Origin of the sequence: Azospirillum sp. TSH64 (assembly GCF_003116035.1) — a bacterium.
Taxonomy (GTDB): domain Bacteria; phylum Pseudomonadota; class Alphaproteobacteria; order Azospirillales; family Azospirillaceae; genus Azospirillum.
In genome coordinates, this window is sequence record NZ_LGQW01000015.1 from 2,635,164 (window position 1) to 2,657,614 (window position 22,451).

At 68.7% G+C, this 22,451-nt stretch carries 17 protein-coding genes; 8 read left to right on the top strand and 9 right to left on the bottom strand.

Features of this window, described 5'->3' with window-relative positions; genetic code table 11:
- Nucleotides 1-9: 9 nt before the first annotated feature.
- The 3 genes from leuC to TSH64_RS13440 all read right to left on the bottom strand — a co-directional run bounded on the left by leuC (nt 10) and on the right by TSH64_RS13440 (nt 4,007).
- The gene (leuC, locus tag TSH64_RS13430) at nt 10-1,413 is read right to left on the bottom strand and encodes a 3-isopropylmalate dehydratase large subunit (RefSeq protein WP_109445561.1); all 1,404 of its coding nucleotides are present in this window, start codon (nt 1,411-1,413) and stop codon (nt 10-12) included.
- A 165-nt stretch (nt 1,414-1,578) separates the two neighbouring features.
- Nucleotides 1,579-2,994, bottom strand: coding sequence for an FAD-binding oxidoreductase (locus TSH64_RS13435; protein ID WP_109445563.1), 1,416 nt, complete (start codon nt 2,992-2,994; stop codon nt 1,579-1,581).
- Nucleotides 2,995-3,062: 68 nt separating this feature from the next.
- Complete coding sequence (locus tag TSH64_RS13440) at nt 3,063-4,007, bottom strand: DMT family transporter (RefSeq protein WP_199237554.1); 945 nt, start codon at nt 4,005-4,007, stop codon at nt 3,063-3,065.
- A 300-nt stretch (nt 4,008-4,307) separates the two neighbouring features.
- Here TSH64_RS13440 and gcvA point away from each other — a divergent pair, with 300 nt between their 5' ends.
- Nucleotides 4,308-5,258: a transcriptional regulator GcvA gene (gene gcvA, locus TSH64_RS13445; protein WP_109445565.1), complete on the top strand. Its 951-nt coding sequence runs from the start codon at nt 4,308-4,310 to the stop codon at nt 5,256-5,258.
- On the opposite strand, the gene TSH64_RS13450 is transcribed toward gcvA, so the two are convergent.
- Complete coding sequence (locus TSH64_RS13450) at nt 5,218-6,213, bottom strand: L-threonylcarbamoyladenylate synthase (RefSeq protein ID WP_109445567.1); 996 nt, start codon at nt 6,211-6,213, stop codon at nt 5,218-5,220. The two genes, gcvA and TSH64_RS13450, sit on opposite strands and share 41 nt — an antisense overlap.
- A 114-nt stretch (nt 6,214-6,327) precedes the next feature.
- On the opposite strand from TSH64_RS13450, the gene parA reads away from it, so the two are divergent.
- Nucleotides 6,328-6,972, top strand: a complete 645-nt coding sequence (parA, locus tag TSH64_RS13455) for a ParA family partition ATPase (RefSeq protein ID WP_109445569.1) — start codon at nt 6,328-6,330, stop codon at nt 6,970-6,972.
- 50 nt (nt 6,973-7,022) lie between these two features.
- Here parA and bfr (TSH64_RS13460) read toward each other — a convergent pair whose 3' ends face one another.
- Complete coding sequence (gene bfr / locus TSH64_RS13460; RefSeq protein WP_109047945.1) at nt 7,023-7,502, bottom strand: bacterioferritin; 480 nt, start codon at nt 7,500-7,502, stop codon at nt 7,023-7,025.
- A 14-nt stretch (nt 7,503-7,516) separates the two neighbouring features.
- Nucleotides 7,517-7,999, bottom strand: coding sequence for a bacterioferritin (gene bfr, locus TSH64_RS13465; protein ID WP_109445571.1), 483 nt, complete (start codon nt 7,997-7,999; stop codon nt 7,517-7,519).
- Nucleotides 8,000-8,387: 388 nt separating this feature from the next.
- Between bfr (TSH64_RS13465) and tyrS the strand changes: the two genes are divergently transcribed.
- Nucleotides 8,388-9,656 carry a tyrosine--tRNA ligase gene (tyrS, locus tag TSH64_RS13470; protein ID WP_109445573.1) on the top strand — a complete coding sequence of 423 codons (1,269 nt, stop codon included), beginning with the start codon at nt 8,388-8,390 and terminating at the stop codon, nt 9,654-9,656.
- A 51-nt stretch (nt 9,657-9,707) separates the two neighbouring features.
- Here tyrS and TSH64_RS13475 read toward each other — a convergent pair whose 3' ends face one another.
- The gene (locus TSH64_RS13475; RefSeq protein WP_109445575.1) at nt 9,708-13,421 is read right to left on the bottom strand and encodes a DUF3971 domain-containing protein; all 3,714 of its coding nucleotides are present in this window, start codon (nt 13,419-13,421) and stop codon (nt 9,708-9,710) included.
- A 99-nt stretch (nt 13,422-13,520) separates the two neighbouring features.
- On the opposite strand from TSH64_RS13475, the gene TSH64_RS13480 reads away from it, so the two are divergent.
- From TSH64_RS13480 to TSH64_RS13495, 4 genes are all read left to right on the top strand, one after another.
- Entirely contained in the window at nt 13,521-16,538 is a 3,018-nt protein-coding gene (locus TSH64_RS13480; protein ID WP_109445577.1) for a bifunctional [glutamine synthetase] adenylyltransferase/[glutamine synthetase]-adenylyl-L-tyrosine phosphorylase, read from the top strand.
- Between the two features lie 44 nt (nt 16,539-16,582).
- Entirely contained in the window at nt 16,583-17,047 is a 465-nt protein-coding gene (gene bcp / locus TSH64_RS13485) for a thioredoxin-dependent thiol peroxidase (protein ID WP_109445579.1), read from the top strand.
- 215 nt (nt 17,048-17,262) lie between these two features.
- A complete protein-coding gene (locus TSH64_RS13490) occupies nt 17,263-18,126 on the top strand; it encodes a hypothetical protein (protein WP_109445581.1) in 864 nt (287 codons plus the stop codon).
- A gap of 42 nt (nt 18,127-18,168) precedes the next feature.
- Nucleotides 18,169-19,278: an anhydro-N-acetylmuramic acid kinase gene (locus TSH64_RS13495; protein WP_199237783.1), complete on the top strand. Its 1,110-nt coding sequence runs from the start codon at nt 18,169-18,171 to the stop codon at nt 19,276-19,278.
- Here the strand turns inward: TSH64_RS13495 and TSH64_RS13500 are convergent.
- Both TSH64_RS13500 and aat read right to left on the bottom strand, forming a co-directional pair.
- Nucleotides 19,176-20,738 (bottom strand): hypothetical protein, encoded by a 1,563-nt coding sequence (locus tag TSH64_RS13500; protein WP_146208026.1) that lies wholly within the window; start codon nt 20,736-20,738, stop codon nt 19,176-19,178. The two genes, TSH64_RS13495 and TSH64_RS13500, sit on opposite strands and share 103 nt — an antisense overlap.
- Before the next feature lie 147 nt (nt 20,739-20,885).
- A complete protein-coding gene (gene aat, locus TSH64_RS13505) occupies nt 20,886-21,539 on the bottom strand; it encodes a leucyl/phenylalanyl-tRNA--protein transferase (RefSeq protein WP_109452617.1) in 654 nt (217 codons plus the stop codon).
- Between the two features lie 150 nt (nt 21,540-21,689).
- Here aat and TSH64_RS13510 point away from each other — a divergent pair, with 150 nt between their 5' ends.
- Complete coding sequence (locus tag TSH64_RS13510; RefSeq protein WP_109445587.1) at nt 21,690-22,448, top strand: ribonuclease T2; 759 nt, start codon at nt 21,690-21,692, stop codon at nt 22,446-22,448.
- Nucleotides 22,449-22,451 lie beyond the last annotated feature (3 nt).

Sequence of the window (22,451 nt, forward strand, 5' to 3'; positions counted from 1 at the left end):
GAAGAGCCCTTACAGCGTGCGGACGTCCGTCAGGTGGCCGGTCACCGCCGCCGCCACGGCCATCGCCGGGCTGACGAGGTGGGTGCGGCCGCCGCGGCCCTGACGGCCTTCGAAGTTGCGGTTCGAGGTCGAGGCGCTGCGCTCGCCCGGGGCCAGACGGTCGGCGTTCATCGCCAAGCACATGGAGCAGCCCGGCTCGCGCCACTCGAAGCCGGCCTCGGTGAAGATCTTGTCCAGACCCTCTTCCTCGGCCTGCTCCTTGACCAGACCCGAACCGGGGACCACCAGGGCGCGGACGCCCTCGGCGACCTTGCGGCCCTTGGCGAGGTCGGCGGCGGCGCGCAGGTCTTCGATGCGGCCGTTGGTGCAGGAGCCGATGAACACGGTGTCGACCTTGACGCTCGACAGCGGCTGGCCGGGGGTCAGGCCCATGTAGGCGAGCGAGCGCTCGACGGCGGCGCGCTTGCCCTCGTCGGCGATGTCGGCCGGGTTCGGGACGGTCGCGGTGATCGGCAGCACGTCTTCCGGGCTGGTGCCCCAGGTAACCTGCGGCGCGATGTCGGCGGCGTTCAGCACGACGGTGGCGTCATAGACCGCGCCCTCGTCCGACGGCAGCGTCTTCCAGTACTGAACGGCCTGCTCGAAGGCGCCGGCCTTCGGCGCCAGGGAGCGGCCCTGCACATACTCGAAGGTCTTCTCGTCCGGGGCGATCAGGCCGGCGCGGGCGCCGCCTTCGATGGCCATGTTGCAGACGGTCATGCGGCCTTCCATCGACAGGTCGCGGATGGCTTCGCCCGCGAACTCGATGACGTAGCCGGTACCGCCGGCGGTGCCGATCTTGCCGATGATGGCCAGCACGATGTCCTTGGCGGTGACGCCGGGATTCACCTTGCCGTCCACGCGGATCAGCATGTTCTTGGCCGGCTTCTGCAGCAGGGTCTGGGTGGCCAGCACATGCTCCACCTCCGACGTGCCGATGCCGAAGGCCAGGGCGCCGAAGGCACCATGGGTGGCGGTGTGGCTGTCGCCGCAGACGATGGTGGCGCCGGGCAGGGTGAAGCCCTGTTCCGGACCGACGATGTGGACGATGCCCTGGCGGACGTCGTCCATCGGGAAATAGCGCACGCCGAAGTCGCGGGCGTTCTTGTCCAGCGTCTCCACCTGGATCCGGCTCTCCTCCTCGGTGATACCCTTGGAGCGGTCGGTGGTGGGGACGTTGTGATCGGGCACGGCGAGAGTGGCTTCCGGACGCCGCACCTGGCGGCCGGCAACACGCAGTCCTTCGAACGCCTGCGGGCTGGTCACTTCATGGACCAGATGGCGGTCGATATAGAGGATGCAGGTGCCGTCGTCCTGGCGATGCACGACGTGGCTGTCCCAGATCTTGTCGAACAGAGTGCGCGGCTTGGACATCGGAAAAACTCTCTCTCGCGGTACGACAGGCGCAGAAGAAACGGAGGCCGCACCATAGCCTTGTGTCGTGCCGGGGACAAGCATTGCGCTACGTCTGTCGTCGCAAGCCTGTCCCCCGCAATATTATGACACTGGAGGCCGATGAGAGGGCCGGTGAGGGGGTGCTCAGGGCAGCATCTTGCCAGGGTTCAGCAGACCGTTGGGGTCGAGCGTCGCCTTGATGGCGCGCAGCATGTCGAACTCGACCGGGCCCTTGATGGCCGGCATCTCGTCCTTCTTGAAGCGGCCGACGCCATGCTCGGCGGAGATCGAGCCGTCGAGCTTGAAGATCACCTCGTTCACCACATGGCAGATCTCGTCCCAGCGGTCGAGATAGGCCTTGGTGTCGGCACCCTCGGGCTGGCTGAGGTTGAAGTGGATGTTGCCGTCGCCGACATGGCCGAAGGGGGTCGGGCGGATGCCGGGGCATGCCTCGGCCACCGCCGCTTCCGCCAGGTCGATGAACTCGGCGACGCGGGACACCGGGATCGACACGTCGTTCTTGATCGAGCCGCCCTCGAACTTCTGCGCCTCGACGATGGCCTCGCGGATGAACCACAGCTGCTTGGCCTGGGCGTCGGACTGGGCCAGCGTGGCGTCGGTCGCCAGTTCGGCCTCGAACGCCTCGCCCAGCGCGGTCTCCACCGTCTCCTGGAAGGCGTCGGACTTGGTGCCGGCGGTCAGCTCGGTCAGGACATACCAGGGCGACGGCTCCGACAGCGGGTCGATGGTGCCGGCAACATGCTTCAGCGCGAAATCCAGGCAGCGGCGCGACATCAGCTCGAAGGCCGAGACGGCGTCGCCGGAGGCGGCGCGCAGGCGGGCCAGCAGCTCGATGGCGGCGGCCGGGCTCGGCACTGCGACGAAGGCGGTGATCGACTGGCGCGGGCGCGGGAACAGCTTCAGCACCGCGGCGGTGACGATGCCCAGCGTGCCTTCGGCGCCGATGAACAGGTTCTTCAGGTCATAGCCGGTGTTGTTCTTGCGCAGGCGGCGCATGCCGTCCCAGACGCGGCCGTCGGCCAGCACCACCTCCAGCCCCAGCACGAGGTCGCGGGTGTTGCCGTAGCGCAGGACGTTGATGCCGCCGGCGTTGGTGGAGATCAGGCCGCCGATCTGCGCCGTGCCCTCCGCCCCCAGGCTCAGCGGGAACAGGCGGTCGGCGTCGGCCGCGGCCTCCTGGATGGCGGTCAGCACCACGCCGGCCTCGACAGTCATGGTGTAGTTCAGCGTGTCGATGTCGCGGATGCGGTTCAGGCGCGACAGGCTGAGAACGATCTCGCGCCCGTCCTCATACGGGATGGAGCCGCCGACGAGGCTGGTGTTGCCACCCTGCGGCACGATGGGAATGCCGGCCTCGGCGCAGATCTTCACGACCGCCGCCACCTCGGCGGTGTTGGCCGGGCGGACCACCGCCGGGCTGTTGCCCTTGAAACGCCCGCGCCACTCCGCAAGGTAGGGGGCCATGTCGGCGGCGTCGGTGAGGATGCCGGACGGGCCGACGATGGCGCGGATCTGGTCGAGGGCGGCGGCGACGGTCATGGCAAGGCGTCCAGGGCAGGTTGAGGGGCTTGCAATCGTTCCCTTCTAACGTCTTCGCCGACCATTTTCTATCCTTTGGCGGCCGATGCGGATCTGCGTTGCCCCAGCCGTGCGAACAGCCTTCCATCGATGGCGGCAAGGCCGCCGGCGATCAGCGCCATGCCGATCCCATGCCGCACCGCCAGCCGCTCGCCGAGAAACAGGCCGCCCAGCAGGATGGCGCTGACCGGGATCAGGAACGTGACGAGCATCAGGTTGGTCGCCCCGGCGGAAGCCAGGACGCGAAAGAAGATGACGTAGGCCAGGGCGGTGGACAGCAGGGCGATGCCGACGACGGCACCCCAGGCGGCCGTACTGGGCATTGGCAGGGTCCAGGGACGATCAACCAGCAGGGCCACCGGCACCAGCATCAGGGTGGAGGCGGTGACCTGCCCCGTCGCGGTAACCAGCGGCGACACTCCCATGCCCTTGAACCGGCGACCGAAGATGCCGGCGAAGGAGTAGGACAGGGCGGCACCCAGCACCGCAAGCTGCGGCAGCAACCCGTTTCCCAGCCCGGCCAGTGCCGTCGGGCCGATCATGACCGCCACGCCGGCGAAGCCGACGAGCACCCCGGCCAGCCGGTTGCCGGTCATCTTCTCATCTCGGGTCAGGACATGCGCAACCAGGACGCCGAACAGCGGGGTGGTGGCGTTGAGGACCGAGGCGACGCCGCTGGAGATCTGCGTCTGTCCCCAGACGATCAGGCAGAAGGGAACGAGGTTGTTCAATACCCCCATGGCGAAGAAGGCGGCCCATGTCCGGCGGTCCCGCGGCATCGGCAGTCCCAGGATCCGCAACAGCCCGCCGAGTGCCAGGGCCGCCAGCGCGACCCGCATGGCGACGATGGTGAGCGGCGGCAATTCCCGTACGGCGATGCCGACGAAGAAAAAGGAACCGCCCCACAGGATCGAAAGCGCGACCAGGAGGCCCCAGTCGGTCAGGTCCATCGGCTTGTGGCTCGGTGCGGTCATCGGGCAGCCTCCATTGATGGCTTATGAGTGTTCGTCCATATCCGTGTCCGGGGCTGGACATACCGGGTTCCGGCATCCTGCACGGCGGTGCCGGCCAGTCGCGATCCGTTTCTTGCGGTGGAATTGCCATCGCCGTCGAAACGGATGTTTCAGGCGCCCGTGCCATGATTTCGGGCTTGACCCGCGCGTCCCGCCATTGGGCGGCCTTCCCTGCTCAATCAAGCTGAGCTAAAATTAACGTCCAATTCCGGTATTGTGCAAACGAGCCTTTTTCCAAATTCAGTTGAGATTTCTTAAATCATGATGCTTTCCCTGCCGCCGCTTGCGGGCCTGCGCGCCTTCGAAGCGACCGCGCGTCACCTCAGCATGACTGTTGCCGCGCGGGAGTTGAATGTCACACCCGGCGCGGTCAGCCTCCAGGTCAAGGAATTGGAAACGGTGCTTGGCTTGCGGCTGTTCGAACGCAGGCCGCGCAGCCTCGCCTTGACCGCCGAGGGGGCGGCCTATCATGCGGCCATCCGGACCGCTTTCCGCCTGATGCGGGACGCGACCGCCGAACTCACGGCAGGGCGCCGCAGGCCGGAACTGACGCTGTCCTGCACCCCGGCCTTCGCCGTTCAATGGCTGGTTCCGCGTCTGCCGCGGTTCGAGGAGGCGGCGCCCGGGATCGATGTACGGATCGGGGTCACCAACCGGCTCGTCGATTTCGCGCAGGACCGCGTCGACGTCGCCGTGCGTCACGGGCTGGGCGCTTACGAAGGCCTATGTGCCGAGCGATTGATCGACGACGAGCTGGTTCCGGTGTGCAGTCCTGACTATCTGCGCACCGCACCGCCGGTTCGGCATCCGGCCGATCTGGCAGCCGATCCGGCAGAAGGGCCAGTGGCTCACCGGCTTCTGCATGACGAGCACCGCGGGGATTGGGCGCTCTGGTTCCGGGCCGCCGGCGTGCCGGATACGGGCGCGGATCGCGGGCCGGTTTTCGCCGATGGCAACGGGGTGATGGAGGCTGCCAAGGCCGGATTGGGGGTAGCGCTGGTCCGGGACCGTTTTGCCGCCGACGATCTCGCAGCGGGGCGGCTTGTCGTCCTGTTCGACCAGCGCCTGTCGAACGGCCTCGCCTATCACCTCGTCTATCCTGGCGGGGCGGAGGAAAAGCCGGCGGTGGCCGCCTTTCTCCGCTGGATCAGGGCAGAGGCCGGCAGCGCCCTTATCCCCGCGGCGCCGCCGCCCGGCGCAGGCGGTCGTTGATCGCCAGACCCAACCCCACATCGGGGATCGGCATCACCGCGATGCGGCGGGCGCCGCTCTGGTCCAGGCTGCGCAGGTGGGAGAACAGGTTGGCCGCGGCCTCGTTGAGGTCGCCCTCCAAACTCAGGTTCAGCCGCGTGGTGCCGCCGAAGACGAAGCGGTCGGGGCCGAAGGTCAGGAAGGCTTCGTCCTCTTCCGCCGACGACGCGTTCAGGCGCACCGCGGCGTTGGGGGCGTAGTGGCTTTCCAGCTGGCCGGGCGATTTCGGCGCGGTCGGATCGCCGGCCGACAGGCGGACCGGGCCGATCAGCCGCTCCATCTCGTCGGGCAGAACGGCGCCGGGGCGCAGAAGCGCCGCGTCGGGACCGGTCAGATCGATGACGGTGGACTCCAGCCCGACCATGCATTTGCCGCCGGTTACGATGGCGTCGACCCGGTCGCCCAGGCTTTCCAGCACATGATGCGGCGTGGTCGGGCTGACGGCGCCGGAGCGGTTGGCGCTGGGGGCGGCGATCGGCTTGCCGGCGGCGCGCAGGATCGCCTGCGCCACCGGATGGTTGGGCACGCGGATGGCGATGCTGTCCAGCCCGGCGCTGACCAGCAGCGACAGGGCGGAGTTGGCCGGGCGCGGCACGACCATGGTCAGCGGGCCGGGCCAGAACTGCGTCGCCAGATCGTGGGCACGGTCGTCGAACAGGCCCCAGGAATGGGCGGCGACCAGATCGGGGACATGGACGATCAGCGGGTTGAACTGCGGCCGGCCCTTGGCGGCGAAGATCGCGGCGACGGCGCGGTCGTCGGTGGCGTCGGCGCCCAGCCCATAGACCGTCTCGGTCGGGAAGGCGACCAGACGGCCGGCGCGCAGCAGTTCGGCCGCTCGGGCGATGCCGGTCGGGGTGGCCGGGATCAGCGCCGGGCGCTTCTCACCGGTATCGGGTGCGGAATGGTCGGTCACGGCGTCTTTCTAGCCCGTGCAGCACCGGTGTCAATTCGCGCGGTTGCACCGGTGCCATGCCCAAGGTTATGAGGGGAGTGCGCAATCAACCAACACAACATGATGGGTGCGGGCATGACGGGCAAGGTCTTCACCGTGGCGCAGCAGAAAGGCGGCGCCGGCAAGACCACGCTGGCGGCCCATCTCGCCATCGCCTGGGCGCAGCTCGGCTACAAGGTCGCGACCGTCGACATCGACCCGCAGGGCAGCCTGACCCGCTGGCATGCCGTGCGGTCGGAGGCCACCGGCGGTCAGCCCGGCTTCACCCATGTGCAGATCACCGGCTGGCGCACCCAGGCCGAGGTGGAGAAGCTGGCCCGCTCCCACGACATCGTGGTGATCGACAGCCCGCCCCATGCCCAGACCGAAGCGCGCATCGCCGTCCGCGCCGCCACGCTGGTGGTGGCGCCGGTGCAGCCGAGCCCGATGGATCTGTGGGCGGTGCATCCGACCATCGATCTGGCGGCGCAGGAGAGGCGCCGGCTGCTGCTGGTGCTGAACCGGGTGCCGCCGCGCGCCCGCATCGCCGACGAACTGGTCGGCAAGGTGCATGAACTGGTCGCGCCGCCGGCGGTGGAACTGGCGACGGCGCAGGTTGGCAACCGCACCGCCTATGCCGGCACGCTGATGACCGGGCTTTCGGTGACGGAGGCCGCACGCAAGACCCAGGCGGCAGCCGAAATGCAGGCGCTGGCGGAAGAGATTTTGCAGCGGGCTTGAGTGGGCGGGTTTGAGGGGGCGCTCCTCGCAGAGTCAGCCCCCGCTCAACCTCAGTCCTTGAACTCGCCCATCGCCGACTGGATGTAGTTGGGCAGACCGATGTCGTCGATCAGGCTCAGCTGGGTTTCCAGATAGTCAATGCGCTCTTCCGACTCTTCCAGCAGTTCGGACAGCTCGTCGCGCGACACGTAGTCGGCCTTCTCCTCGCACACGGAGATGGCGTGGGCGATGCGGTCGCGGGCCTCGCGCTCGGCGGCGAGGTCGCTGGACAGGATCTCCGGCACATCCTCGCCGATGTGCAGCTTGCCGAGGTCCTGGAGGTTGGGGATCGCCTCGATGAACAGGATGCGTTCGATGATCTCGTCCGCGCTCTTCATCACTTCGATGGAGGCGTGATACTCCCACTTGCCCAGGGCCTTGACGCCCCAGTTCTTCAGCATGCGGGCGTGCAGGAAATACTGGTTGATCTGCGTCAGCTGGTCCTTCAGGACGATCTGAAGCTGGACGATAACGTCGCTGTTGCCCTTCATGATCCGTCCTCCGCTCAGGTGGGGAAGCCGCCCATGGCCGACTGCAGGTAATTCTGCAGGCCGAGCATGTCGATCAGGCCAAGCTGCTGTTCCAGCCAGTGGGCATGGTCTTCCTCGGTGTCGACCAGCAGTTCCAGCAGGATGCGGCGGGTGTCGTAATCCTTCACCTGCTCGCAATAGGCGATTGCCTCCTTGAGCGCGGCCACCACCTCATATTCGAGGGTCAGGTCGTTGCGCATCATCTCCGGCACGGTCTTGCCGATGTGAATCGGGTCGCGGCTGGCGACGTCGGGCGTGCCTTCCAGGAACAGGATGCGGCGGATCAGCTTGTCGGCGTGCTCCAGCTCTTCCACCCGCTCGTGCGAGATGCGCTCGCTCAGCGCCTTGAGGCCCATGTCCTCCATGCTGCGGGCATGGGACAGATACTGGTCGGCCGCGCTCAGTTCACCGGTGAGCAGCTTGTTCAAACGGTCCAGGACCCCTTGATCGCCTTGCATGATGCGATACTCCGAAATAGACGATTTGTCGCACCTTGGCACAGCAGAAGGACTCGCACAATAAAAATCTCCCTTTGAAACAAAGATGTAGTTGATAGTCACTATCAATTGGTGCCGGGCGGTCTGCCCAAAATACAGTCAGGCCGGGACTGCTGTTTTGCGAATCAATGTCAATTGCGTTTGGAGCGGATTTCCACGAAATGCCCGGCCCCTGCTCAGGGTTTTGACTTGTGGCGGTGCAGCGATGCTTGAGCGGTAGAATGGGCCGTCCCGCGGGCCGGTTCCAACCATGGCGACCGGGGGCGCCGCATTGAGGCAGGGGCCGTTCCGTGCTAACAGACCGCGGGAATTCTCCGCCCTTCATTCCAACGACAGCCGGATTGCGGCCATGACGACGACCACCCCCTCGGCTCCCGCCTCGGAGTTCCTGCGCACCCTTCAGGATCGCGGGTTCATCCACCAGTGCACCGACTTCGCCACGCTGGACGAGCGTGCGACGAAGGGGCCGATCGTCGCCTATATCGGCTTCGACTGCACCGCCGACAGCTTGCATGTCGGCAGCCTGCTGCCGATCATGATGCTGCGCTGGCTGCAGAAGACCGGCCACAAGCCGATCGTCCTGATGGGCGGCGGCACCACCAAGATCGGCGACCCGTCGGGCAAGGACGAGGCGCGCCAGCTGCTGACCGACGAGGTCATCGCCAACAACATGGCGGGCATCAAGCGGATCTTCGGCCGCTACCTGAGCTTCGGGGATGGGCCGACCGACGCGGTGATGGTGAACAACGCCGACTGGCTGGACGAGCTGAAATACATCCCGCTGCTGCGCGACATCGGCCGTCATTTCACCATCAACCGGATGATGAGCTTCGAGTCGGTCAAGCTGCGGCTGGACCGTGAGCAGCCGCTGACCTTCCTGGAATTCAACTACATGATTCTCCAGGCCTACGATTTCGTGGAGCTGAAGCGCCGCCATGGCTGCACCCTGCAGATGGGCGGGTCGGACCAGTGGGGCAACATCGTCAACGGCGTCGAACTCGGCCGCCGCACCGACGGTGCCGACCTGTTCGGCCTGACCACGCCGCTGCTGACCACCTCGTCCGGCGCCAAGATGGGCAAGACGGCGGCCGGCGCGGTCTGGCTGACCGCCGACAAGCTCAGCAGCTACGATTTCTGGCAGTACTGGCGCAACACCGAAGATGCCGACGTCGGCCGCTTCCTGCGCCTCTACACCGAACTGCCGCTGGACGAGGTCGCCCGGCTGGAGAGCCTGCAGGGCGCCGAGATCAACGAGGCCAAGAAGATCCTCGCCAACGAGGTGACGAAGCTCGCCCATGGCGAGGAGGCCGCGCTCGAGGCCGCCGAGACCGCGCGCCGCGCCTTCGAGGAAGGGGCTGCGGCAGAGGGGCTGCCGAGCATCGAGGTCGCCCGCGCCGATCTGGAAGCCGGCCTGCCGGTGGTGGACCTGCTTGTGTCGGCCGGTCTGGCCGCGTCGAAGGGCGAGGCGCGCCGCCTGATCAAGGGCGGCGGGGCCAAGCTGAACGACGGGCCGATCGCCGACGAGACGGTGAAGGCGACCGCGGCGGACCTGAACGCCGACGGCGTGGTGAAGCTCAGCGCCGGCAAGAAGCGTCATGCGCTGGTGAAGGTGGGCTGACGGCTTTGCAGGGGAGGGGCGCCGGCAGACAACTGCCGGCGCCCCTGTCCTTCACCGTGTGTGCGCCTCCGGCGGCGGTCTGGTGTCCGGCGTCGGCGTGCCGTCGCCGCCCAGGAAGAACAGGTTGCGCAGGAAGCCCGGCGCCAGCACCGCCAGCGGGTTGACCGACACGTCCGGGTCGGACAGCGGTCCCTGGACATGCCATGTGGCGGAGAAGATGCCCTGGCCCTCGCCGCCGCTCAGCACGTCGCCCAGCAGCGGAATCTGGCCGATCAGGCGGTTCAGGCCATAGACCGGGACGATGGTGCCCTGGAGGTTGGCGGTTTCCGTCTCCAAATCGATCTGTCCCTCCAAGGTCAGGCCGAGCGCCGAACCGGAGGTGCGCAGGTCTTTCAGGGTCAGGAGACGGCCCTCCTTGCGGAAATCCGCCGACATGCGGCCGAAATTGACGCCCTTCCCGCCGCCCAGCAGCTCGGCGAAGCCGGACGGCGAGATGGCGTTCAGGATGCGCGCCAGCGCCGGCACGTCGATCAGGGTGTAGTCGCGGATCTCCACCTTGCCGACGATGGCGGCATCGGCCCGCGCTTCCGCCGACCGGCCGGTCAGGGTCAACCGCCCGCCGCGCATGCGGTCGTTCAGGTCCATCGCCTGCAGGGCCGATCCCAGATCCTCGGCGTTGATCGCAAGGTCGTAGACACCCTGCGGACCCGGCCGCCACTTCAGCGACACGCCGCCGCCTTCGCTGCGGCCGGTGAGGTCCAGCAGGGTCCAGGCGGTGGTGTCCCGCTTCATGGAACCCGCGACCTGCCGCAGCCGCCGGCCGTCGCCGAACACCACCGAGTCGAACTTGATGGCAATGTCCAGCGGGGTCTTGCGGCCGTCGTCGGCGGGGGACGGCGGCTTCTTGGGCGGCGTAACCGCGCCCTCGCCGGACGGCGTCTTGCCGGTCAGGCCGCGGGCGTCCAGGCTGGTGCCGGTGATGGTTCCGGCATAACCACCGGCCGGGCCGCCGGGCTTCAGCGCGGGCAGCACGGTCAGGTCGGCGCGCAGGTCGGTCTGGCCCAGCTTGAAGCTGGGGGTCTGCACCCGCGCCACCCGCTTGCCGCCGTCGGCCAGTTCCAGGTTGGTGACGGATTTCAGTCCGCCGGCATCGACGGTCAGGTTGCTGATGCGGGTCGGGCGGTCCTTGTCGAACTCCAGCGTCAGCTTGCCGGTGCCGGGCTTGCCGGCGGGCTTGGCCCAGCCGAGTTCCTCGATGGACAGCCGGGTCTTCTCCAGGTTCAAGTTGCCGGTCAGCAGCAGCTTGTGCTTGCGGTCCACCGTGAACAGGATGTCGGCGCCGAAGGGGCCCTGCACCCGGTCTTCCAGATCGATGCCGTGGGCGCGCAGATCGTCGGCGGTGGCGTCACCCTTCACCGCGATGCGGGTGCGCGGGCCCTTGGCCGCACTGTCGAAGGATTCGTTCCAGTCGATGGTGACCGGGATGCCGTCCAGCTTGGTGGCGCCCTTGATCTGCATCGCCTTGAGGTCGAGCGCCAGCGACAGCTCGCCGTCGGTGGCATTCAGCCCGGCCGCCACCTTCTCCACCGCCACCTTGCGCAGCTTGCCCGTCACGTCGAGGTCGAGCTGCTCCACCTTCAGGTCGGCCAGCAGTGGGAAGGCGAAATGCAGCTTCGCCTCGGCCGTGCCCTGGGTGCGCGCCGGGTCCATCTCCAGCTTGGTGGGATAGCCCAGCGGCGGCATGTCGATCAGGGTCAGGATCGAGCGCACCGGTCCCTGCACCGGCAGGCGGATGTCCATCGTCTCCTTGCCGATGTCCAGCCCGCCGATCACCACCTTGCCCTCGCCGACCTCGATGTCGCCCGATTTCGCATCGGCGATCCGGCCGCCCTTGGTCAGGACGGTGAAGGTCTTGCCGTCGGTCGTCGCCTCCACGCTGGCGCCGGTGACCGGCGTCAGGTTGTGGAAATAGCGGACGTTGATGTCCTCGCCGGCGATGGTGGCAAGAAAGCGCGTTTGCTCGGGCAACCCCGTTCCATCGAGCGGCACGGACAGCGCCGCCTCCGCCCGCGCCTGCGTCACCGTTCCGTGCGACAGGTTGCGGGTCACCCACTCGCGCGCGTTGGGGCCGGCAATCTTCGGCCAGTAGCGGCGAAGCTCGTCCAGCGCCACGCCGCTGGCGGTCGCCTGCGTCTCCACCGCCATGCGGCTGCCCTGGCGCCGGGCGGTGGCGGTGGCCTCCACCCGCGGCTGCGGTCCGCCGGCCTCGCCCAGCACGGCGTCGAATCCGTCCAGCTCGATGCGGTCACGGTCGCCATGCAGGCGCAGCCGGGCCCTGTCCACCGGCACCGGCCCTTCGAACAGGTCGGGCCGCAGCAGCCGGCCGCGGTCGGCTGTGATGTCGGCCTTGCCGGAAATCGGCTGGAGCGACGGATCGAATGCCATTTCCACCGTGCCCGACAGCGGCAGGTCCGCGGCCTTCAGCGGCGCCAGCACCGGGGCGAGATCGGCGAACGCGGCGGGGACGAGGCCGGTCAGCCGCGCGGTTGCCCGGCCGACCTTGTCCACTCCCTGCTGTCCCGACAGCTCCAGCCCGGCGGTGCGTCCACCGGCGGTCAGCGACAGGCGGGCCTGGAGGTCGCGGCCGCGGTCGGATTCGGCCAGCTGGCCCTGGGCGCTCAACGCCAGCGGTTCGCCGCCGTCCGGCGATCCTGCCTTCAGCGACAAATCCTCGACCCGCAGGCGCCGGCCCGGAACGTCCAGCTTGCCGCGCAAGGAAAGGCTCTGCACGGCGACCGGCTCCGGCCGCAGCGCAGGCAGGGCGACGATGCCGGCGCCGCCGCGCAGGTTCAGATCGACCGTCAGGGGCTCGAAGCGGCGGTCGAGGCGCGCCGTGACGGTGCCGGACAGCGGCAGCTTCACCGCCGACAGCGGTGCCAGGGCCGGCCCGAACTCCGCGATTGCCGCCGGCTCCAGCCCGTCGACCGACATGGTCAGGTCGCTGGTGGTGTCGGCGATGTTGTAGCGGCCGGCGGCCGAGACGGTCACGGCGCGCTGTGGCGCCGTTCCGCCCGCATTGCCGAGGTCCAGCGTCACGCGGGCACGGCCCTGCGCGCCCTCGGCATCGCGGGTCAGCACCATGTCGGCGCGGGTGGCGTGCCAGGCCAGATCGAGCATGCGGTTCTCGACCCGAAGGTCGGCTCCCGTCACCGACAGCCGGCGCAGCAGCCCCAGCGGCCGGTCGATGTCGGGCGGGCGGCGCAGGCTTTCCAGAGCCTCATCGATCAGGTCGGGGCCGCCGTCGTCTGCCTTGCGGGTGGACTGCGCGTCCGACCGCACGTCGAAGGCGAGGCTGCCGTCGGCCCGGCGCAGCACGGACAGGCGCGGCCGGACCAGATCGAGGCGCGTCGGCGACAGCGTGCCGCGGAACAGCGCCGGGATGGAGAAGCCGATGCCCATCTCCGGCACCGCGGCCAGTTCCGTCCCGTCGGCATTCAGCGCCTGCACCCGCCGGGCGCGCAGGTCGAGACGGCGGCCCGACGCTTCAAGCCCGTCCTCTTCCTCCAGCGACAGCACCAGTTCGCCGATATCGACCTGGAAACGGCCGTCGCGGTCGCTCAGCGCCCGTTCGACATAGGGGATCAGCGGGTCGAGCGCCACCGGCCCCTGCGACAGGCGCCAAGCGAACAGCCCGCCGGCCGCCAGCGCAATGGCGCCGATCCCGGTCAGCGTCAGGCCGATGATCTTCGCGGTGCGCCGGATCATCGGGCGCCATGAGCAAGAGAGGGCGAATCGGCCCGATTGACCTTCCCGTCCGAGACGTGCAGCTTTCTGCACATGTTTTGAGCAGGAAAGACCGCCGTCATGCCGAGTCCCATCGCGTTCTCAAGCCCCTTGCCGAAGCCCTTCGACAGCGCGCAGGCGGCGCTGGGGATGGAGCGTTGGCGCCAGCAGGCTGCCGCTGCGGAGCCGGAGACCCGCGCCTGGGCGGAGGCCTTCGCCGAATCGGAGACCGGCCGGGCACTGATCGGAGCGGTCTGCGGCAACAGCCCGTATCTCGGCCACAGCCTGACGCGGGAGTTGCCCTTCGTCGCCCGTACAATGCAGGACGGCTTCGACGACAGCTTCGCCGCGCTGATCGCCGCCCTCCATGCCGAGCATGATGAGGAAAAGTCGATGGACCGGCTGATGGCCGGCCTGCGGGTGGCGAAGCGGCGGGCGGCGCTGCTGATCGCGCTGGCCGACATCGCCGGCGTCTGGCCGCTGTTCCGCGTCACCGGCGCCCTGTCGGAGCTGGCGGAGACGGGGGTCCAACTGGCCGCGAATTTCCTGCTGCGCCGCGCCGGGGAGGCGGGGACGCTGACGCTGCCGGATCCGCAGCGACCGTGGGTCGGTTCGGGCCTGATCGTTTTGGGCATGGGTAAGCTTGGCGGGCGCGAACTCAACTATTCCAGCGACATCGACCTGATCGTCCTGTACGACGACGCTGTTGTGCAGACGCCCCAGCCGGACAACCTCGCGCGAACCTTCATCAGGCTCGCACGCGATCTTGTCCGCATTATGGATGAACGGACCAAGGACGGCTACGTCTTCCGCACCGACCTTCGGCTTAGGCCGGACCCCGGCGCCACGCCGCTGGCGGTTTCCGTCTCCGCGGCCGAAATTTATTACGGCAGCGTCGGGCAGAACTGGGAACGCGCGGCGATGATCAAGGCCCGTCCCATTGCCGGCGATCAGGAGGCGGGCGCTTCCTTCATCCGATTCCTTGAGCCCTTCGTATGGCGGCGCAACCTGGATTTCGCCGCCATCCAGGACATCCATTCGATCAAGCGCCAGATCAACGCCCATAAGGGCCACCGCGAGGTGACGGTCAACGGCCACGACATCAAGGTCGGCCGCGGCGGCATCCGCGAGATCGAGTTCTTCGCCCAGACCCAGCAGCTGATCTTCGGCGGGCGCGACCCGCGCGTGCGCATCGCCCCGACCCTGATGGCGAACGAGGCGCTGCGCGACGTCGGCCGCGTGCCGCCGCAGACGGTGGAGGAGCTTGCCGGGGCCTATCATTTCCTGCGCCGTGTCGAACACCGCATCCAGATGATCGACGACCAGCAGACCCACCGTATTCCCGCCGACGATGCCGGGGTGGCGCATCTGGCCACCTTCCTCGGCTATGATGACCCCACCGCCTTCCGGGCGGAGCTTCTGGCGACGCTGGGGCAGGTGGAGGACCGCTATGCCGAGCTGTTCGAGGAGGCGCCGTCGCTGTCCGGTCCCGGCAATCTGGTCTTCACCGGCACCGACCCCGATCCCGGCACGGTGGAGACGCTGACGGGCATGGGCTTCGCCGACCCGGCCCGCGTCATCAGCGTGGTGTCGGCCTGGCATCGCGGCCGCTACCGCGCCACCCGGTCGGGCCGGGCGCGCGAGCTGCTGACGGAGTTGACGCCGGCCCTGCTGAGCGCGCTGGCGAAGACGCCGGCTCCCGATTCGGCGCTGATGAACTTCGACGATTTCCTCGGCAAGCTGCCGGCCGGCGTCGGTCTGTTCTCCCTGTTCGTCGCCAATCCCTGGCTGCTGGAGCTGGTGGCGGAGATCATGGGCATCGCGCCGCAAATGGCGCAGACCCTGTCGCGCAACCCGTCGCTGCTCGACGCCGTGCTGTCGCCCGACTTCTTCGACCCGCTGCCGGGTCGAGAGGATGGGCTGGCCGACGACCATGCCCGCGTGATGGCGGCGGCCCGCGATTTCGAGGATGCGCTGACCCTGTCGCGGCGCTGGACCAACGACCAGCGTTTCCGCGCCGGTGTCCATATCCTGCGCGGCATCACCGACGGCGACCGCTGCGGCGCCTTCCTGGCCGATCTGGCCGACATCGTCGTCCCCGACCTCGCCCGGCGGGTGGAGGAGGAGTTCGCCCAGCGCCATGGCCATATTCCCGGCGGCGCCTGGGTGGTGGTGGCGATGGGCAAGCTGGGCAGCCGGCAGCTGACCATCACGTCCGACATCGACCTGATCGTCATCTACGACGTGGCACCGGGTGACGGTCCCCGTCTTTCGGATGGCACCAAGCCGCTGTCGCCCAACGAGTATTACATCAAGCTGACCCAGCGTCTGACCAACGCCATCACCGCACCGATGGGCGACGGCCGGCTCTACGAGGTCGACATGCGGCTGCGCCCGTCGGGCAATGCTGGGCCGCTCGCCACCTCGCTGGACGCCTTCCTGAAATATCAGGCGACCGATGCCTGGACCTGGGAGCATATGGCCCTGACCCGCGCCCGCGTGATCGGCGGCGATGCGGAACTGGCCGGGCGGGTGACGGGGGCGATCCGCTCGGTGCTGACGGCGCCGCGCGATGCCGACCGGCTGCTGTGGGACGTGGCCGACATGCGGCGGCGGATCGAGAAGGAGTTCGGGACGACCAATGTCTGGAACGTCAAATACGCCCGTGGCGGCCTGATCGACATCGAGTTCATCGCCCAGTACCTGCAACTGCGCTTCGGCCATGAGCGGCCGGACATCCTGCACATCGGCACCGCCAAGGCGCTGGGCTGCGCCGCCCGGACTGGCGCGCTGGCGCCGGAGGTGGCGGAGGATCTGGAGACGACGCTGCGGCTGTGGCGGCGGGTGCAGGGCTTCCTGCGGCTGACCACCGCCGGGGTGCTCGATCCCAACCAGGTGTCGCCCAGCCTGCTGGCCGGGCTGGTTCGCGCCGCCTTTCCTGCCGACTTTCAGGGCGAGCGTGAGCCTGGCACTGTTGACTTCCCCGAGCTGGACCACAGAATCCGTGCCGTCGCCGCCCGCGCCCATGGTCATTTCAAGGCCCTGGTCGAGGAGCCGGCGGGCCGTCTGGCCCCACCCGCCACCACGCCTCCGGCCTGAGACCCTGTTTCCCGGCCGGCAAGAAGAAGGATAGTCGAGCAGCCATGACCGTAGACGTCGGAACGCCCGCCCCGGATTTCACCATGCCGACCGATGCCGGGGGCAGCGTCACGCTGTCGGCCCTGCGCGGCAAGCCGGTGGTTCTGTATTTCTACCCGAAGGACGACACGTCGGGCTGCACCTCGGAGGCCTGCGGTTTCCGTGACCAGCTGCCCGACTTCTCCGCCGTCGATGCGGTGGTGATCGGTGTGTCCAAGGACAGCGTCGCCAGCCACGACAAGTTCAAGGCGAAGCACGAGCTGACCTTCACGCTGGCTTCGGACACCGACGGCGCCGTCTGCGAGGCCTATGGCACCTGGGTCGAGAAGAGCATGTACGGCCGCAAGTACATGGGCATCGACCGCGCCACCTTCCTGATCGACAAGGATGGCGTGGTGCGCAACGTCTGGCGCAAGGTGAAGGTCACCGGCCATGTCGCCGCGGTTCTGAAGGCGGTGCAGGCCCTTTAACCGTAAGCGGGAGGGCGGGGCGCTTTTTCTCCCGGCGTGGACCGTAGGGGAAGACGCTCCGCCGGCCCGGCTATTCCTGCGGCGTGTGGGCGTACGCCACAAGGGTATTTTTAGAATCGCCCCAAACCTGCCTACACTTCGTGCATTCCGGCACCAGAGGCCGCGCAACCCACCGCGGTTTTGGTCCTTCGGCTGCCCCCAGGGATGCACATGCCATGAACGTTGCGAACATTGCCCGGCGCCTCGTCGCCGGAGAGCTTCACTATGCGCTGGGCCGGTTCGAGTCGGTCCGGCGTGGGTACAGTGCCCTGCGCCGCCTGTCTCCCCGGTCGCGCCAGCGGGCGCCGGCCGGCCCGCCCATCGCCTTGCCTCCGCTGCCGGCCACCCTGTTCGCTGGCCAGACGGTGGAGCGCGCGCTGGGCGACCTGCGTCGCGACTCGATCGCATTCGGTTTCGACCTGCCCTGGTCGATGGTCGAGGAGATGGTGGAGTTCGCCACCCACTCCCCCCTGCAGCGGCGGCTGCGCGACGACCGCATGTTCTATCGCCACGACGTCCGCAAGGGCCGGCTGGAGGATGGATCGCCCGCGGTGATGGGCATCGTCCCCGATCCGCTGGACTGCCCGGCGGTGCGCCGGGTCTGCCGCGATCCGCTGCTGATGGAGTGCGCCGGCAAGTTCCTCGATTTCCCCGCCACCAAGATCATTCCGCGTCTGTTCTGGAGCTTCGTCACCGACGCCACCGACGACGAGCGCCGCCAGTTGGGCCAGACCATCGACTGGCATTTCGACGTCCACGACTTCCATTTCTGTTCGGCGCAGTTCTACCTGACCGATGTCGGGCCGGGCGCCGGGGAGCATGCGCTGGTCCGCGGCAGCCATCACGGCAAGTCGCTGCGCATGCTGATGGGCTCCGCCAACGTCCGCGACGAGCAGCTGTTCACCCACTTCGACCGCGACCGCGTCCTGGTGGTGGAGGGGCCTGCCGGCACCGGCTTCCTGGAGGACACCTCCTGCTACCACCGCGCCACCCCACCGGCCAGCCGCGAGCGGCTGATGCTGCAGCTCTGGCTCAGCTGAGCTAGAGTGCGCCGCATCGCCACAGGGGATGCGGAGCGGATGATGGAAGCGAAGGAGGGGCTGCGCACGGTCGTCGGCCTGATGAGCGGCACGTCGATGGACGGCATCGACGCCGCTCTGCTGCGCACTGACGGCCGCGACCGGGTCGAGGCGCTGGACTTCCTGACCATCCCCTATGGCGACGGCTTCCGGACCCGGCTGCGCGGCTGCCTCGGCAAAAGCGGTGCCAGCGGCGGACCGGTGGCGGAGGTCGAGCGCGACCTGACCGACGCCCATGCCGACGCGGTGCGCTGCCTGCTCGACAAGGCGGGCGTCGCGGCGGCGGCGGTCGAGCTGATCGGTTTCCACGGCCATACCATCCATCACGATCCCGGCCGGCGCCTGACCTGCCAGATCGGCGACGGCGCCCGTCTGGCCGCGGCGACCGGCATCGCCGTGGTCAACGATTTGCGCAGCGCCGATGTCGCCGCGGGCGGGCAGGGGGCGCCGCTGGTTCCGCTGTTCCACCGGGCGCTGGCCCATGGGCTGCCGCGCCCGCTCGCCGTCCTCAACATCGGCGGCGTCGCCAATGTCAGCTGGATCGGTCCCGACCCGCAGGAGGGAGAGGCCGAGGTGGTCGCCTGCGACACCGGGCCGGGCAATGCCCTGATCGACGACTGGGTGCTGCGCCATGGGCTTGGCCGCTTCGATGCCGGCGGTGCGCTGGCGGCGGCGGGGCAAGTGGACGACTCGGCGCTGGCAGCACTGATGGGCCATCCCTATTTCGGCTGTCCGGCGCCCAAGTCGCTGGACCGCGACGCCTTCGACCCGGCGCCGGTGGCGGCATTGTCGCCGCAGGACGGTGCGGCCACTCTGACCGCCTTCACCGCCGCATCGGTCGCCTCCGTCGTGCCCCATTTGCCGGCGCCGCCGGTGCGCTGGCTGGTCTGCGGCGGCGGGCGCCACAACGCCACGCTGATGGCGATGCTGGCCGGCCGGCTGGGCGTGCCCGTCGAACCGGCCGACACGGTCGGCTGGGACGGCGACGCGCTGGAGGCGCAGGCCTTCGGCTACCTCGCCGTGCGCAGCAGGCTGGGGCTGCCGCTCAGCCTGCCGGCGACCACCGGGGTGCCGGTGCCCATGCCCGGCGGCGTGTTCCACCCGGTCGGCTGACCCGATCCGGTGCGCCCCGTCCGGCCGGCAGGCAAAGGGTCGCGGCTGCGGGCCGTCGCCAGCAGAACCAATGCTGCGAAGGGCACGAGCCAGATCACGCGGTTCTGATAGCGGTCATGGACGGCCGACAGCCCGCCGGTGACGGCGGCGTTCAGCGTCAGCCCGATGCCGATCACCAGGATCAGCATCCGCACCCGCCCGTCGACGCGCCGCCAGCGCCCCAGCCCGAGCGCGGCCAGCCCAAGAACGCCGAGCGACAGCGACAGATCCTGGACCAGCGCCAGCCCGTCGCGGGGAAAGCGCTGCTGCGTTTGCAGCGACCGGTCGAAGGCGGCATAGACCGCTGACGGGAAACGGCTGAACAGACGGCGGGTCAGCGGCTTGACAGGGTCGTTGAGGGTGTCGTCGGGCTGGACCTCGACGAACTGGCCGGCGGCATTCGCCAGCCCATGTTCGGCGACCGCGGCCGGACGGCTGGCGATGGTGTTGTGGGCGATCTCGGCCGCCTCCGCCACGAAGCGGGGCTGGTCGCCGAAGCGGCGGCGGGCGCCGTCGGGATGCCAGAGGAAATAGTCGGAGGTGACATAGCCGGGCGCGCTGCGGTCCAGCACATCGAGGCTGCCGCACAGCAGGTAATCGCGGCTGGGGCAGGCCTCCGCCAGATAGTCGCGCGCCGGACCGTCGCCGATCAGCCGGGCGAGCAGGAAGACGGGCGAGCTTTCGGACAGCACCGGCCGGCCGGCGGTCAGCAGGTTGGAGCCGGTCAGCAGCCCGACCGCCAGCGCCATCGGCAACAGCACCCCCCAGGCCAGCGACCGCAGCATTGCGCGGTCGTGCCACAGCGCCCAGAGCCCGAGCAGGACGATCATCCCGCCCAGGATCGCCAGATGGCTGAGATGGGAGACGATCGTTCCGGTGAGCGCCGCAACGGTCAGCAGCCGCTGAACGGCGGTCAGGGTAGGCCAACGGACGACGACGACATAGACCAGCAGGATCACCAGCCCGGTCAGGAAGTCCGGCATGATCGTCGCGGCGTGCAGCGACAGGCTGGTGGTCAGCCCCAGCACCGCGGCAATGCCGATGAACAATCCCGGCCGGTCCGGTGCTCCCGCCGCACTCAGGGCCGCGCGCAGGACCGCCGCCGCCAGCATGCCCTGGGCGAGCGGTATCAGCCAGACGCCCCAGCCGCCGGCGAAGGGCAGCAGGAACAGCATGTAGCCGAAGGGCCGCAGGAAGAAGATGTTGGGCGACGGCAGGCCGTGCGGCGACAGGTCCGGCGGCGGCGTCCAGGCGGGCTGGGCCGCCCGGTGCAGGATGTTGAAGGCCGGCTCCAGATAGCCCGGCGTGTCGTCGAAGGTCAGCGGAAAGCCGTTCAGCACCAGCAACGGTGCGCCGATCAGAACTCCTGCCAGGATTAGAAGAAGGGCAGGCGAAATCCAGGATGCGTTCCAGAAGCGCATGGGCGCCTTCCAGCCATGGCGGTGGATGCGCGGAGGATGGCCGTCCCCGTTGCGGCGCACAACGGATCGGGCGGGGTAGAGCGGGTACATGGGGCGGCGCTTCCGGGCATGACCCCCGGTGGCGGGATGCCCCGTCAGCCCGTCGATTCAGCCGGGTGGCGTGACTGCCGACTCGAGGAGTTCGGCCAGCGCCGCCTGCTGGTCGACGCCGCGGAAGTCGGTCTTGCGCTCCATCGCCGCGGCAAGGCGGCGGCGGTACTCGTTGCGCGGGATCTCGACGGCGCCGAACCGGCTGAGATGCTCGGTCACGAACTGGGTGTCGAGCAGGGCGAAGCCGGCGGCGCGCAGCCGGGCGACCAGATGGACCAGCGCCACCTTGCTGGCCCCGGTCTCGCGGCTGAACATGCTCTCGCCGAAATAGGCGCCGCCGATCGCCACCCCGTACAGCCCGCCGACCAGCCGGCCGTCGCACCAGCATTCCACGCTGTGGGCGAAGCCGGCGTCGAACAGATCGCCGTAAAGGCGGACGATGTCGTCGTTGATCCAAGTCTTCGGCCGTTCTTCCGTCGCTTCGGCGCAACCCTCGATCACCGCGCGGAAGGCGCTGTCGAAGCGAAGCTCGAAGGGACAGCGCCGCAGCGTCTTGCGCAGGCTGCGCGCCACATGGAAGCCGTCCAGCGGCAGGATGCCGCGGCGTTCCGGGTCGAACCAGTGAAGCTCCCGCGATTCGGCGCTTTCGGCCATCGGGAAGATGCCGGCGGCATAGGCGCGCAGCAGAATCGGGGCGGACAGGGTGAACATGCCGGTCACTATACCCTCTGCCGGGACGGAACGCGCAAACGTTCGGCACAATGAGAATTGGCCGGGTGATGCCGGCGTCGAGACCCCGCGACAGAAACATCCTTCCATGGTATGCAACGCAGGGAAGCACATCCCTGGGGGAAGACCGTCATGCGAAATGCCGCCGCCGCCATTCTGTCCGTCCTGGTTGCCGGACTGTTCACCGCAAGCCCTTCCTGGGCGCAGAGGCGGGCGGAGCCGGGGACCTTCGATTACTACATCCTGTCGCTGTCCTGGACGCCGACCTACTGTGCCCGCGACAGGAACGGTCCCGATCCCGATCAGTGCGGCGACCGGAAATACGGCTTCGTCGTCCATGGCCTGTGGCCGCAGTACAATGACGGCAGCTATCCCGCCACTTGCACCCGCGACCGCAACCTGCCCAAGACGGTGGTGGACCAGACCATGCCGGTGATGCCGAGCGTTGGCCTGATGATGCATGAATGGCGCAAGCACGGGACATGCTCGGGCCTGACCGCGACCGACTATTTCGCCAAGCTGCGCGCCGCCGCGGCCAAGGTGACGATCCCTGAGACGATCAGGGCGCCCGGCCCGACCGTGCCGGCGACCCAGGTCGAGCGGCTGTTCCTCGACGCCAATCCCGGCCTGACGGCGGAAGGGGTGGCGGTCATCTGCTCCCGCCGCGACGTGTCGGAGGTGCGGGTCTGTCTCAACAAGGAGCTGGGCTTCGTCGCCTGCGGCCAGAAAGTTGTCGACCGCTGCCGTGACCGCGACGCGGCCCTGTCGGCCGAGGTGGCGCCGTCGCAGCCGCGCCGCAGCATGTCGCCCCCGGCCACCCCGGCCCTGCCGCCGGCTCCAGCACCGGCCCCGGCCCCGGCCCCGGCCAGTGTCGGCGCACCGTTGCGGTAAGGC

Bases quoted from the DNA above. Each gene is read 5' to 3' on its own strand.
- TSH64_RS13500 (WP_146208026.1), bottom strand. From the start codon at position 20,738: ATGCGCTTCTGGAACGCATCCTGGATTTCGCCTGCCCTTCTTCTAATC.
- TSH64_RS13510 (WP_109445587.1), top strand. From the start codon at position 21,690: ATGCGAAATGCCGCCGCCGCCATTCTGTCCGTCCTGGTTGCCGGACTG.
- bcp (WP_109445579.1), top strand. From the start codon at position 16,583: ATGACCGTAGACGTCGGAACGCCCGCCCCGGATTTCACCATGCCGACC.
- parA (WP_109445569.1), top strand. From the start codon at position 6,328: ATGACGGGCAAGGTCTTCACCGTGGCGCAGCAGAAAGGCGGCGCCGGC.
- TSH64_RS13440 (WP_199237554.1), bottom strand. From the start codon at position 4,007: ATGACCGCACCGAGCCACAAGCCGATGGACCTGACCGACTGGGGCCTC.
- gcvA (WP_109445565.1), top strand. From the start codon at position 4,308: ATGATGCTTTCCCTGCCGCCGCTTGCGGGCCTGCGCGCCTTCGAAGCG.
- tyrS (WP_109445573.1), top strand. From the start codon at position 8,388: ATGACGACGACCACCCCCTCGGCTCCCGCCTCGGAGTTCCTGCGCACC.
- TSH64_RS13435 (WP_109445563.1), bottom strand. From the start codon at position 2,994: ATGACCGTCGCCGCCGCCCTCGACCAGATCCGCGCCATCGTCGGCCCG.
- TSH64_RS13495 (WP_199237783.1), top strand. From the start codon at position 18,169: ATGGAAGCGAAGGAGGGGCTGCGCACGGTCGTCGGCCTGATGAGCGGC.
- leuC (WP_109445561.1), bottom strand. From the start codon at position 1,413: ATGTCCAAGCCGCGCACTCTGTTCGACAAGATCTGGGACAGCCACGTC.
- TSH64_RS13475 (WP_109445575.1), bottom strand. From the start codon at position 13,421: ATGATCCGGCGCACCGCGAAGATCATCGGCCTGACGCTGACCGGGATC.
- bfr (WP_109445571.1), bottom strand. From the start codon at position 7,999: ATGCAAGGCGATCAAGGGGTCCTGGACCGTTTGAACAAGCTGCTCACC.
- TSH64_RS13490 (WP_109445581.1), top strand. From the start codon at position 17,263: ATGAACGTTGCGAACATTGCCCGGCGCCTCGTCGCCGGAGAGCTTCAC.
- aat (WP_109452617.1), bottom strand. From the start codon at position 21,539: ATGTTCACCCTGTCCGCCCCGATTCTGCTGCGCGCCTATGCCGCCGGC.
- bfr (WP_109047945.1), bottom strand. From the start codon at position 7,502: ATGAAGGGCAACAGCGACGTTATCGTCCAGCTTCAGATCGTCCTGAAG.
- TSH64_RS13480 (WP_109445577.1), top strand. From the start codon at position 13,521: ATGCCGAGTCCCATCGCGTTCTCAAGCCCCTTGCCGAAGCCCTTCGAC.